The sequence below is a fragment of the Telluria aromaticivorans genome (assembly GCF_013003915.1).
Taxonomy (GTDB): Bacteria; Pseudomonadota; Gammaproteobacteria; order Burkholderiales; family Burkholderiaceae_D; genus Telluria; species Telluria aromaticivorans.
On sequence record NZ_JABAIV010000006.1, the window covers coordinates 1 to 11,858 of the forward strand.

9 protein-coding genes are annotated in these 11,858 nt (G+C 63.1%); 4 read left to right on the forward strand and 5 right to left on the reverse strand.

What is annotated here, in order from left to right; translation table 11 throughout:
* Positions 1 to 302: 302 nt before the first annotated feature.
* The 3 genes from HGB41_RS16335 to polA form a co-directional block, all read right to left on the reverse strand.
* Complete coding sequence (locus HGB41_RS16335; protein WP_229423075.1) at positions 303 to 1,091, reverse strand: ZIP family metal transporter; 789 nt, start codon at positions 1,089 to 1,091, stop codon at positions 303 to 305.
* Between the two features lie 99 nt (positions 1,092 to 1,190).
* Positions 1,191 to 2,072 carry a dienelactone hydrolase family protein gene (locus tag HGB41_RS16340; protein WP_171086373.1) on the reverse strand — a complete coding sequence of 294 codons (882 nt, stop codon included), beginning with the start codon at positions 2,070 to 2,072 and terminating at the stop codon, positions 1,191 to 1,193.
* A 380-nt stretch (positions 2,073 to 2,452) separates the two neighbouring features.
* Complete coding sequence (gene polA / locus HGB41_RS16345; RefSeq protein WP_171086374.1) at positions 2,453 to 5,236, reverse strand: DNA polymerase I; 2,784 nt, start codon at positions 5,234 to 5,236, stop codon at positions 2,453 to 2,455.
* A gap of 199 nt (positions 5,237 to 5,435) precedes the next feature.
* On the opposite strand from polA, the gene HGB41_RS16350 reads away from it, so the two are divergent.
* Genes HGB41_RS16350 through HGB41_RS16360 form a run of 3 tightly spaced genes read left to right on the forward strand, consistent with a single transcriptional unit; the run spans position 5,436 to position 7,762 of the window.
* A complete protein-coding gene (locus HGB41_RS16350; protein WP_171086375.1) occupies positions 5,436 to 5,966 on the forward strand; it encodes a hypothetical protein in 531 nt (176 codons plus the stop codon).
* A 54-nt stretch (positions 5,967 to 6,020) separates the two neighbouring features.
* The gene (locus tag HGB41_RS16355) at positions 6,021 to 6,980 is read left to right on the forward strand and encodes a homoserine kinase (protein ID WP_171086376.1); all 960 of its coding nucleotides are present in this window, start codon (positions 6,021 to 6,023) and stop codon (positions 6,978 to 6,980) included.
* Positions 6,977 to 7,762: a BPSS1780 family membrane protein gene (locus HGB41_RS16360; RefSeq protein ID WP_171086378.1), complete on the forward strand. Its 786-nt coding sequence runs from the start codon at positions 6,977 to 6,979 to the stop codon at positions 7,760 to 7,762. The genes HGB41_RS16355 and HGB41_RS16360 overlap by 4 nt, the downstream gene beginning before the upstream one ends.
* 142 nt (positions 7,763 to 7,904) lie before the next feature.
* Here HGB41_RS16360 and HGB41_RS16365 read toward each other — a convergent pair whose 3' ends face one another.
* Positions 7,905 to 10,223, reverse strand: a complete 2,319-nt coding sequence (locus HGB41_RS16365) for a UvrD-helicase domain-containing protein (RefSeq protein ID WP_171086379.1) — start codon at positions 10,221 to 10,223, stop codon at positions 7,905 to 7,907.
* 87 nt (positions 10,224 to 10,310) lie between these two features.
* Positions 10,311 to 10,715: a GFA family protein gene (locus HGB41_RS16370; protein ID WP_171086380.1), complete on the reverse strand. Its 405-nt coding sequence runs from the start codon at positions 10,713 to 10,715 to the stop codon at positions 10,311 to 10,313.
* A gap of 247 nt (positions 10,716 to 10,962) precedes the next feature.
* Between HGB41_RS16370 and HGB41_RS16375 the strand changes: the two genes are divergently transcribed.
* Positions 10,963 to 11,508 carry an SRPBCC family protein gene (locus HGB41_RS16375; RefSeq protein WP_171086382.1) on the forward strand — a complete coding sequence of 182 codons (546 nt, stop codon included), beginning with the start codon at positions 10,963 to 10,965 and terminating at the stop codon, positions 11,506 to 11,508.
* The last annotated feature ends 350 nt before the right edge of the window (positions 11,509 to 11,858 follow it).

Consider the following 11,858-nt stretch of genomic DNA (forward strand, 5'->3'; position numbering starts at 1 on the left):
CCGCCATCATCACGCAGGGCACCACGGCAGCGAAAAAAGCATCCGCTCAAAAGCGAGTGTGACTTTTGGAAAACGGACATTTTAACTTTGCTAAAAGCGGACATTTCTACTTTGCTGTTACAGGGTGGGCAAGTTCCTTGCCCACGCGATCAACCCACCGTGCTGCAGCCCGTGCGGCTGCTCATATCGCAACTATCACCGCGCGGGCGTTCGTAATTCCGGGCATTGCCCGAAATTACCCCGCCCACCCTACGAGAAAGAGGCGGCGCTCAATGGATAGGCAATGGACCGTCTCTTCGATCTCAATACGCGTGGTTCAGCGCCAGCACGATGGCCACGCCGAGGGCGATCAGCAGCACCTGCGGCACCGATTCCTTGACGGTCGCGCGGCGCTGCATCTGCGGCATCAGGTCGCTCACCGCGATATAGATGAAGCCCGACGATGCGAACACCAGCACGTAGGGAATCAGGCCGCTGGCCTGGTCGAGCGTGAAATAACCGAGCAGGCCGCCCGCCACCGCCATCAGGCTGCACAGCAGGTTGAAGACATAGGCGCGCAGGCGCGAGAAGCCGGCGTTGAGCAGCACGATGAAGTCGCCGATCTCCTGGGGGATTTCATGCGCGACGATGGCCAGCGCGGTGACGATGCCCAGCTCCGGGTTGGCCAGGAAGGCCGCGGCGATCAGGATGCCGTCGGTGAAGTTGTGCATGGCGTCGCCGAGCAGGATCATCCAACCCGACTTGCCTGCCTGGTGCGCGTCGTGGCCGTGCGCGTGGTGGTGGCCGTCGCCTTCGTGGTGATGCGAGTGGCGCAGGATCGCCATTTTCTCCAGCACGAAGAAGGCCAGCAGGCCGCCCAGCAGCGTGGCGAACAGGCTGCGCGGGTCGGCGCCGGACTCGAAGGCTTCAGGCAGCGCGTGCAGCAGCGAAGTAGCCAGCATGATGCCCACCGACAGGCTGACCATGCGCTCCACCACTTTCGACAGCAGCGTGAACGAGAAAATCGCAGCGCCTGTGATGCTGACGACGCCGGCGATCACGGTCGCCAGCAGGATGGAGCTAAGTATCGGGTCGAAAATCGGGTCGGGCATCGGGTCGCTTCGGGCTTCTTGTTCTGGTCTGGCTCACAACCCGGAACCTGGGCCGCAAACCGGGCATTGTAACCTGCCCGGCCCTGCGGCCGCGCGAGATCAGGCGACGCCGTGCTTCGCGAACCAGTTCAATGCCTTGCTCCAGCCGTCTTTCGCATCCTCGGCATTGAAGCTCGGGCGGTAGTCGGCGTGGAAGGCGTGGCCCGAGTTCGGGTACACGTGGATCGTCGACTTGCTGTTTCCGGCATCGAGTGCCTTGCGCATGCGCTCGACCGACTCCAGCGGGATGCCGCCGTCCTTGGCGCCGTACAGGCCGAGGACAGGCACCTTCAGGGCTTGGGCGACCTCGATCGGGTGTTTCGTCTGCAGCGCATTGGTCTCGCCCACCAGGCGGCCATACCAGGCCACGCCGGCCTTGACCTTCGGGTTATGCGAGGCATACAGCCAGGTGATGCGGCCGCCCCAGCAAAAACCGGTGATACCCAGCTTGTCGACATTGCCGCCGCGCTGCCTGGTCCAGGTGACGACCGTATCGAGATCGGACATGACCTGTGCATCGGGCGTCTTGGCGATGATGTTCTTCATCAGCTCGGGCTGCGGGGTCTTGGTCGCATCACCCTGGCGCACGAACATGTCCGGGGCCACCGCCATGTAGCCGGCCTTGGCGAAGCGGCGCGCCACGTCCTTGATGTGCTCGTGCACGCCGAAGATCTCGGAAATCACGAGGACGACCGGCAGGTTGGTGCGGTCCTTGGGCTGGGCGCGGTAGACCGGGACGTCCTGGCCGTTGATCACGATGATGTGGTCGGCGGCGTCCAGGCCTTCGGTCGAGGTCTGGATTTGCGTCTGCGCCACCACCGGTAGCGCGGCAACGGCAAAGCCGCTGCCCATGGCAGCTTTCAGGAAGACACGGCGGTCGACGCCTTCGCTGAACGCGCTGGCGGCCAGCAGGCTTTTGGCGTCGCTGATGAGATCTTTCATGAACGTCCTTCCGGATGGGTGTGAGATGGGAACGTTATCTTATCAGTACCGGTTTTTGTATGGTGGGGTGAGTTTCAATTGTGCAATGTCGGGGCGGGGCTTGTCCGGTTCATGGCAGCGCCGGGGTGCTGCCTGCCGCAGAAGCACGTCATCCTGGCGAAGGCCGGGATCCAATTTCGTCGCACCGTGAGAACGCGAGCGTTAGTGGAAGCGCACGAAAATTGGGTTCCCGCCTTCGCGGGAACGACGGTCTTTGGGCTAGGGGGTACAACGGATGCTGCTGGTCCACGTGCAAACTTGGATCCCGGCCTGCGCCGGGATGACGGTTTAAAAGGTGGAGGTGAAAGGATGCGCCGCGGGCCGTCAAGCCTCTCCTTGCCTCAGTGCGCCTGCTCCCAATTCGGCCCCACCCCCGTCTCGGCCAGCAGCGGCACCTTCAAAGTCGCGACCTTCGCCATCAGCTCCGGCAGCTTCACCCGCACCAGCTCCAGCTCCGCTTGCGGCACCTCGAGCACCAGTTCATCGTGCACCTGCATGATCATGCGCGTCGCCAGCCCGTCGGCTTCGATCCAGCCCTGCACCGCGATCATCGCCAGCTTGATCAGGTCTGCCGCCGTACCCTGCATCGGCGCATTGATCGCCGCGCGTTCGGCGCCGGCGCGGCGCGGGCCGTTTGGGGAGTTGATTTCGGGGAGCCACAGGCGGCGGCCGAACACGGTCTCCACGTAGCCGCGCGCCTTGGCCTGCAGGCGGGTCTCGTCCATGTACTGCTTCACGCCGGCGAAGCGGGCGAAATAGCGGTCGATGTAGCTGGCGGCGGCGGAACGCTCGATGCCGAGGTTCTGGGCCAGTCCGAAGGCGCTCATGCCGTAGATCAGGCCGAAGTTGATCACCTTGGCGTAGCGGCGCTGCTCGCTCTGCACTTCGTCCGGTGCGATGCCGAAGATCTCGGCGGCGGTGGCCTTGTGGATGTCTTCGCCGTCGGCGAAGGCCTTCAGCATGGCCGGGTCGCCCGAGATATGCGCCATGATGCGCAGCTCGATCTGCGAATAGTCGGCCGAGACGATCACGTGGCCCGGCGCTGCGATGAAGGCTTCGCGGATGCGGCGGCCCTCGCTTGTCCTCACCGGGATATTCTGCAAATTCGGCTCGTTCGAGGACAGGCGGCCGGTAATCGCCACCGCCTGCGCGTAATTGGTGTGCACGCGGCCGGTCCTGGCGTTAACCATCTTCGGCAGCTTGTCGGTATAGGTCGACTTCAGCTTGGACATGCCGCGGTATTCGAGCAGGATCTTCGGCAGCGGATAGTCTTCGGCCAGCTTCTGCAGCACTTCTTCATCGGTCGACGGCGCGCCGGTCGCGGTCTTCTTGACCACCGGGAGGCCGAGCTTGCCGAAGAAAATCTCGCCGATCTGCTTCGGCGAGCCGAGGTTGAACGGGCCGCCGGCCAGTTCATAGGCCTGCTGCTCGAGCTCCATGATGCGCGCGCCCAGCTCGGACGATTGCACCTGCAGCAGGTCCGCGTCGATCAGCACCCCGTTGCGCTCGATCTTCTGCAGCACTTCCATGGTCGGCATCTCGATGTTGCGGTAGATAGTGGCCAGGCCCTTGTCGGCCTCCACATGGCCCAGCATCGCGCCGTGCAGGCGCAGGGTGATGTCGGAATCCTCGCCGGCGTATTCGGTGGCGCGGCCGAGTTCCACCTGGTCGAAGCAGATCATGTTGGCGCCCTTGCCGCACACGTCGACGAAGGGAATCGTGGTGTAGCCAAGGTGGCGCATGGCCATGGTGTCCATGTCGTGCGGCTTGTGCGACTCGAAGACATAGGACTGCAGCAGCGTGTCGTGCACGATGCCTTTGAGCTTGACGCCATGGTTCTCGAAGATGTGCATGTCGTACTTCAGGTTCTGCCCGAGCTTGGGCTTGGCCGGGTTCTCCAGCCACGACCGCATCCGCTCCAGCACGTGTTCGCGCCCCAGCTGGTCCGGCACGCCGGCGTAGCGGTGCGCCAGCGGGATGTAGGCGCCCTTGCCGGTTTCGACCGACAGCGAAATCCCGACCATCTCGGCCGTGAGCGGGTCGAGCGAGGTGGTTTCGGTATCGACCGAGGTCAGCTCGGCCGCATCGACCAGCGCCAGCCATTTATCCAGTTGTTCAATGGTGAGCACGGTCTCGTACTCGCCCTTGATGATCGCCATGCCCGGCAAGGTGTCGGAGCTACCCAGCGCGCCTTCCGGCGAATTGAGCGGCGCACCGCCAGGACCGGCGCCGCGGGCCGGGGCCACGGCGCCGTCCGCGCGGCCACCGCCGCCCAGTTCGCGCAGCATGGTCTTGAAACCGTAGCGCTGGAAGAAGTCGCGCAGGGCCTCGGCATTTTCGGGACGGCCGACCAGGGTTTCCTCGAAGGAGATCACGTGATTGACCAGGTCGCAGTCGGTTTTTACCGTGATCAGCTCGCGGCCTTTCGGCAGCCATTCGAGCGCGGCGCGCAGGTTCTCGCCGACCGCGCCGGTGATGGCATGGGCGTTTTCCACCACGCCGTCGAGCGAGCCGTGCAGGGTCAGCCACTTGACCGCGGTCTTGGGGCCACACTTGCTCACGCCCGGCACGTTGTCGACGGTGTCGCCCACCAGGGTCAGGTAATCGATGATGCGGTTCGGCGGCACGCCGAACTTGGCGACCACGCCGGCTTCGTCGAGCTTCTCGTTGCTCATCGTATTGATCAGCATGACCTTGTCGTTGACCAGTTGCGCCAGGTCCTTGTCGCCGGTCGAGATCACGGTTTTCATGCCGCGCGCAGTCGCCTGCACCGCCAGGGTGCCGATGACGTCGTCGGCTTCCACGCCCTCGACCATCAGGATCGGCCAGCCCATGTAGCGCACGATCTCGTGGATCGGCTCGATCTGCTTGCCCAGGTCTTCCGGCATCGAGGCGCGCGTCGCCTTGTACTCCGGATACAGGTCGTCGCGGAAAGTCTTGCCCTTGGCATCGAATACGCAGGCGATATAGGCCGCCGGGAAGTCGGCGCGCAGGCGGCGCAGCATGTTGACCATCCCGTGCATGGCGCCGGTCGGGAACCCGTCCGGGCTGCGCAGGTCGGGCAGCGCGTGGAAGGCGCGGTAGAGGTAGCTGGAACCGTCAACGAGCAGCAGGGTATTTTCCATAGGGCGACTATGCAGTTCGATCAAAAAAGGGGCAGTGGCGCGGGCGCGCCGGGTAGCCGGCATTATCGCAGAATCAGGATGGGCAACGCACGAGTGATGGCAGGCCCGGCCGTGAGCGCTGCCGGGATTCCCCGCACACTTTTCACAGGGAAGCGTGTCTGTTTGTTACAATGAACTAAACGATACAAGGGTGACCATCATGTTGCGCACTTCTTCCCGCCTGAAACTCCTGTCCCTCTGCGGGACCCTATGCCTGCTTGCCCATGCCGGAGCGGTGTCGGCCCAGGCGCAACAGCCAACCCAGCCACAGACTCAACAGCAAGCGCAGCAACCGGCCGCCCAACAGCGCCCAAGCCAAGCCCCTCCCCAGCTCGAGCGCATCGAGCCGGGCAGCGACACCCCGACCACCACCATCCCGCCGCGCGAACGTACCCGCATCACCGAAAAACGCGGCAACGACGGCATGGTCAAGGAAGTAGAAGTGCAAAGCGGCAAGAGCCGCTACATCATGAAGCCCAACGTTGCAGCAGGTAACGCCCAACCCGGCGATGCCCAGAGCAGCGCGATCCGCGCCCCACAATGGCAGGTCATGGAATTCGACCTCGGCAATCCGAAGAAGCAGGCTGCTGCCGACCAGTCGGCCACCGCGCCGGCGCCGGCCAAGGCAGGCGTGCCCGCCCGCGCCGATGCACCACCGCCGCCCCCGATGGAACCTGTCGAGAAAAAATAATCCTGGCCGCTGCCGGCTTTCGCGGCAGCCGACCCTCACCTTCGTTGCAAGCACATGGCAGTTTTCACCGCGGTCTCGCTGGACGACCTTTCCCAGTGGATCAAGCAGTTCCCCCTCGGCCGCGCCCTCGCGCTCCAGGGCATTTCCTCCGGTATCGACAATAGCAATTTCTTTCTCACCACCGAGCGTGGCGAGTTCGTGCTGACCATCTTCGAGAACCTCGGGATCAAACAGCTGCCCTTCTACGTCCAGTTGATGCGCCATTTAGCAGAGCGCGGCATCCCGGTGCCGGCGCCGGTGCCGAACGCGGACGGCGAACTGGTCGTGACCCTGCAGGGCAAGCCGGCCATCATCGTCAGCCGCCTGAGCGGGGCCTCGCAGATGGACCCGCAGCCGGTGCATTGCGCCGAAGTCGGCCGGATGCTGGCGCGCATGCACCTGGCCGGGCAGGATTTCGAGATGACGCAGCCGAACTTGCGCGGCCTCGACTGGGTGGGGGCGACCGCGCCGCAGGTACTGCCCTTCCTGTCGGAAGCCGAAGCGGCGCTGCTGCGCACCGAGGTGGCTTTCCAAAGCGAGTTTGCCGCGACTGCCGGCTATGCGGCCTTGGCGCGCGGCCCGGTGCATGCCGACCTGTTCCGTAATAACGTCATGTTCGAAGGCGAACGCCTGACCGGCTGCTTCGATTTTTACTTTGCCGGCGTCGACACCTGGCTGTTCGACGTCGCCGTCACCGTCAACGACTGGTGCATCGACCTGGCCACGGGCGCGCTGGATGAAGCCCGCGTGCGCGCCCTGCTCGACGCCTACCACGGCGCGCGTCCATTCACGCCAGAAGAACGCACCGCCTGGCAGCCGCTGCTGCGCGCCGCCGCGCTGCGTTTCTGGCTGTCGCGCCTCTACGATTTCCATTTGCCGCGGGCAGCCGAACTGCTCACGCCCCACGACCCCACCCATTTTGAACGCATCCTGCGCGAACGCATCGAACGTACCGCGCCGGAGCTGCCCGTATGAACAATCTCCCTGCAATCACTGGCTGGCACTGGCTCAAGCAAGGCGCCGCCCTGTTCCGCAAACAGCCTGCCGCGCTGACCACCCTGCTGTTCGCGAACATCCTGATCAGCATCGGCATCAGCGCCGTGCCCCTGCTCGGGCCGCTGATCGTCTCGGTGCTGATTCCCTCGTTCTCGATGGCCTTCATGCAGGCCTGCCTGATGATCGAAAACGGCGAGCGCGTCACGCCGGGCGTGCTGCTCACGGGTTTCCGCAAGCCGGCCTTCGGCGCCCTGTGCAAGATCGGCCTGGTCTACCTGGGCATCGGCATCCTGCAGCTGGTGCTGGTGCGTCTCTTGATTGATCCGGATGCGATGCAGGAAATGGCGCGCCAGAGCCGCGAGGGCGGCCAGCCGCAGGTCTCGGGTTCGTTCATGCTGTCGATCTTCGCGATCGTGATGCTGAACATGGCAGGGATGGTGGCGATGTGCTTCGCCGGTCCGCTCACCTACTGGCAGAAAATGCCGCCGGCGAAAGCAACCTTCTACAGTTTCTTCGCCGTGCTGCGCAGCGCCCGCGTGTTCCTGGTGATGCTGATGGCGTGGTTTGCGATTTTCTTTGCGATCACGCTGGTGCTGTCGCTGGTGCTGGGTGGGGACAACCTGGTGCGCGTCTTGATCATGTGGCTGATCTTCTTGTTCGTGCTGCTGCTGCAGTGCGCGATGTATGTGGGGTATCGGCAGATTTTTGGGAAGCCGGATGGCGGTGGCGGTGGCGGCGGCGGCGTGAGCCTCGCCAAGTAAGATCGGCAACGTCATATCCGTCGTGAAGCCGTAGGGTGGGCGGGTCTCCCGCCCGCGCGTTCAACCAGACTTCGAATCGTCGCTCCGTCGCTATTCACACGTGATTTGAACGCGCGGGCGGCGAAGCCGCCCACCCTACGAGTCAGCGTGCAATCCGCTCCAGCTTCGCAATCGACAAATCCAGCACCTTCATCCCCGCCGCGCCGAAATTGATCTGCGCGCGCGCCGCCCCTGCCCCACCCTCGATATTCACGATCACGCCTTCGCCGAACTTGGCGTGCGCCACCGACTCGCCCACGCGCCAGCCGGTGCCGTTGCCGTTGGCGGACTTCTGGGTGATCTGCTGCGCGATGCGGTTGTCGGTGCCGTCGCGGAAGGCCGCGTCGTCCCAGGCCGTGGTGGATTTGCGGCCGGCGAACCAGTTGGTTTGCACGCGCGGCGACAGCCACTTGAGCGATTCTTCGGGCAGCTCTTCGAAAAAGCGCGACTTCATGTTGAAGCGGGTCTGGCCGTGCAGCATGCGTTGCTGGGTAAAGCTCATGTAGAGGCGGCGGCGCGCACGCGTGATCGCTACGTACATCAGGCGCCGTTCTTCGTCGACGCCATCGAGCTCGCGCGCGCTGCTCTCGTGCGGGAACAGGCCTTCTTCCAGGCCGGTGATGAACACGGCGTCGAATTCCAGGCCCTTGGCCGAGTGCACGGTCATGAGTTGCAGGGCGTCCTGGCCAGCCTGGGCCTGGGCGTCGCCCGCTTCCAGTGACGCGTGCGAGAGGAAGGCCGACAGCGGCGACATCACGGTGGGCAAAGGCGCATCGCCATCGAAGACCTCGATGCCATCCTGGTTCAGGATCGCTTCGCCGGCCTGCGGCAGCGCCTGCGGGCCGAGGTGGGCCGGGGCGCCCTGGCCGAAGCCTTCTTCCTGCACGAACTGGGTGGCCGCATTGACCATCTGCTCCAGGTTTTCGATGCGGTCGGCGCCTTCTTTTTCGTTACCGTAATGCTGGAGCAAGGTGCTGCGCTCGAGCACCACGCGCACCATTTCCGGCAGCGGCAGCTGCTGGGTCTCGAAGCGCGCCGACTCGATCAGCTTGATGAAGTTGCCCAGCGAGGTGCCGGCCTTGCCGGTCATGTAGGGCACTGCCGCGAACAGCGAAATGCCATAGGTATCGGCCGCCATCTGCAGCTGCTCGATCGAGCGCACGCCGATGCCGCGGGTGGGGAAATTCACCACCCGCAGGAAAGCCGAATCGTTGTGCGGGTTGTCCATCAGCTGCAGGTAGGCGATCGCGTGCTTGACCTCGGCGCGCTGGAAGTAGCGCAGGCCGCCATACACGGTATACGGCAGCCCGGCCGCGAACAGCGCATGTTCGATCACGCGGCTTTGCGCGTTGGAGCGGTACAGGATGGCGATCTCGCTGCGCTTGAGGCCCTCGTTCATCAGGCTCTTGGTCTCTTCGATGATCCACTGCGCTTCTTCGAGGTCGCTCGATGCTTCGTAGATGCGTACCTGCTCGCCCTGCCCCTCGTCGGTGCGCAGGTTCTTGCCGAGACGCTTGGTGTTATTGGCGATCAGGAAGTTGGCGCTGTCCAGGATGTGGCCGTGCGAGCGGTAGTTCTGCTCCAGCTTGATCAGGTTCTGGACGCGGAAATCGCGCTCGAAGGCCTGCATGTTGCCGACGTTGGCGCCGCGGAAGGCATAGATGCTCTGGTCGTCGTCGCCGACGGCGAAGATGGCGCCGCCGCCTTCCTGGTCGTGGCCGGCCAGCAGCTTGAGCAGGTTGTATTGCAGGTCGTTGGTATCCTGGAACTCGTCCACCAAAATGTGGCGGAAACGCATCTGGTAGTGGTGGCGCAACGGTCCATTACGCGCCAGCAGTTCGTACGAGCGCAGCAGCAGCTCGGCGAAATCGACCACGCCTTCGCGCTGGCATTGCTGGTCGTAGAGCTCGTAGAGCTCGACCATGCGGCGCTCGATCGGGTCGTAGGCTTCGACCGCACCCGCGCGCAAGCCCTGGTCTTTCGCATTATTGATGAAATACATCAGGTTCTTGGCCGGATACTTCTCGTCGTCGACGTTCGCGGCCTTGAGCATGCGCTTGATCAGCGAAAGCTGGTCTTGCGAGTCGAGGATCTGGAAGGTCTGCGGGAGCGCCGCATCTTTATAGTGGGTGCGCAGTAGGCGGTTGCACAGGCCGTGGAAGGTGCCGATCCACATGCCGCGCGTATTGATCGGCAACATGGACGAGAGGCGGGTCAGCATCTCCTTTGCCGCCTTGTTCGTGAACGTCACCGCCATGATGCCGGCGGGCGAGACCTGGCCGGTCTGGACCAGCCACGCGATGCGCGTCGTCAGCACGCGGGTCTTGCCGGAACCGGCGCCCGCAAGGATCAGGGCGCTCTGCGACGGCAGGGTGACAGCGGCGAGCTGTTCAGGATTGAGGTTATGGAGGAGATTCTGCATGCCCCCATTATACCGCTGTGATTACTGTATGCCCATCCAGCTTTTCAATAGTCGCGGCTGGCCGCCGCATGCAGTGTACTTTCTGACCTACTGTCCGGCCGAGCGTGTCGTTGGATATTCCGGCAGCCCGTCGTGCAGCTTCATCCAGCTGAGCCGGCTGCGCACGAAGGTATGGTCGCCCGGCGGCGCGGCCTCGGGATCGTCGAGCGAGGCGCTGGTAATGTCGAGTTCTTCTGGCCAGCGGGCATCCTCGAAAGTCAGCGCCGTGCCGCAGTGCGCGCAAAAACTGCGCAGGATGCCTTCGCTCGATGAGAAGCACGCCGGCTGGCCCAACGTGTAGCGAAAATCGGCGCGGCGCGCGCTGAACCAGGCCAGGGCCGGTGCACCGGAGACCTTGCGGCAGTCGGTGCAATGGCACAAGGTACTGTTGAAAATGGCGCCCGTGACAGCGTACTTTACTGCACCGCAGAAACACCCTCCTTGCAAACTCATGCCGATCTCCTTTCAGGCTGGAAATTGTGTGCTCATCAGTAACTCATCAGCAAATACGCGACAGCGCTCGCCCATCCTCTCGCGCGCCACTTGATTATCTTTTCGCTTATTTTAACCAGAGATTCGCGACAGATAACGTGGCCCGTCGTACCTCGCAGTTACAAAGCCACCTTCTCCGCATGCCACCGGTACGGGCCATTGTTCATCGTGCATGCGGACTGGCTTTCCACCCATAAGGAGATTAATAATGCTGAATCGCGTAGTTACTGTTGCTGCACTTGCGGTCGGCGGCATGATGCTGTCGAAAAAACTGAAACAAAATCGTGGCTTTGGCGCCAGCTCGTCGGTAGCAGAATCGATCGAGATCAATGTTCCGGTCAAAACTGCCTACAACCAGTGGACCCAGTTTGAAGATTTCCCACAGTTCATGAAGAGCGTGAAGGAAATCCGTCAGCTCGACAACAAGCACCTGCACTGGGTCGCCAATGTCGCCGGGGAAACCAAAGAATGGGATGCGGAAATCACCGAGCAGATCCCGGACAAGCGCATCGCATGGCGTAGCGTCACCGGCGTGAAGAACGGCGGCGTGGCCACCTTCCACAAAATCTCCGACAATGTCACCCGTGTCATGGTCCAGATGGACTACGAACCGGATGGCGCACTCGAAACCGTTGGCGACGCCATCGGCGCCGTACGCATGGAACTGCGCTCGAACCTGCAGAACTTCAAGGAAATGCTCGAGAAGCGCGGGTCCGAAACCGGCGCATGGCGCGGCAAGATCGCCCAGCAATAAGTTAACAAGGCGGGATGCGTCCCGCCTCGGTATGCGAACGGCCCGGTTGCATAAAGCGACCGGGCCGTTTTTTCTTCGGCAATTCACACAGGGTGATATGCCAGACGTATCAAACCCTGCTCTCTGATACGCCCGGCGTATCAGTGACCCACGGGGCCGCCTGCCCTAATACCGATCATTTAAGAGCCGCAGGTTACTCGTAGGGTGGGCAATTCGTAATTCAGGGCATTGCCCTGAATTACTTGCCCACGCGTTCGAACTACGGTGCTGCAGCCCGTGCGCCGGCTCATATTGCAACTATCACCGCGTGGGGTAATCTGGTCCGGTGGACCAGATTACAAGCCGCCCAC

Bases quoted from the DNA above. Each gene is read 5' to 3' on its own strand.
- HGB41_RS16335 (WP_229423075.1), bottom strand. From the start codon at position 1,091: ATGCCCGACCCGATTTTCGACCCGATACTTAGCTCCATCCTGCTGGCG.
- HGB41_RS16340 (WP_171086373.1), bottom strand. From the start codon at position 2,072: ATGAAAGATCTCATCAGCGACGCCAAAAGCCTGCTGGCCGCCAGCGCG.
- polA (WP_171086374.1), bottom strand. From the start codon at position 5,236: ATGGAAAATACCCTGCTGCTCGTTGACGGTTCCAGCTACCTCTACCGC.
- HGB41_RS16350 (WP_171086375.1), top strand. From the start codon at position 5,436: ATGTTGCGCACTTCTTCCCGCCTGAAACTCCTGTCCCTCTGCGGGACC.
- HGB41_RS16355 (WP_171086376.1), top strand. From the start codon at position 6,021: ATGGCAGTTTTCACCGCGGTCTCGCTGGACGACCTTTCCCAGTGGATC.
- HGB41_RS16360 (WP_171086378.1), top strand. From the start codon at position 6,977: ATGAACAATCTCCCTGCAATCACTGGCTGGCACTGGCTCAAGCAAGGC.
- HGB41_RS16365 (WP_171086379.1), bottom strand. From the start codon at position 10,223: ATGCAGAATCTCCTCCATAACCTCAATCCTGAACAGCTCGCCGCTGTC.
- HGB41_RS16370 (WP_171086380.1), bottom strand. From the start codon at position 10,715: ATGAGTTTGCAAGGAGGGTGTTTCTGCGGTGCAGTAAAGTACGCTGTC.
- HGB41_RS16375 (WP_171086382.1), top strand. From the start codon at position 10,963: ATGCTGAATCGCGTAGTTACTGTTGCTGCACTTGCGGTCGGCGGCATG.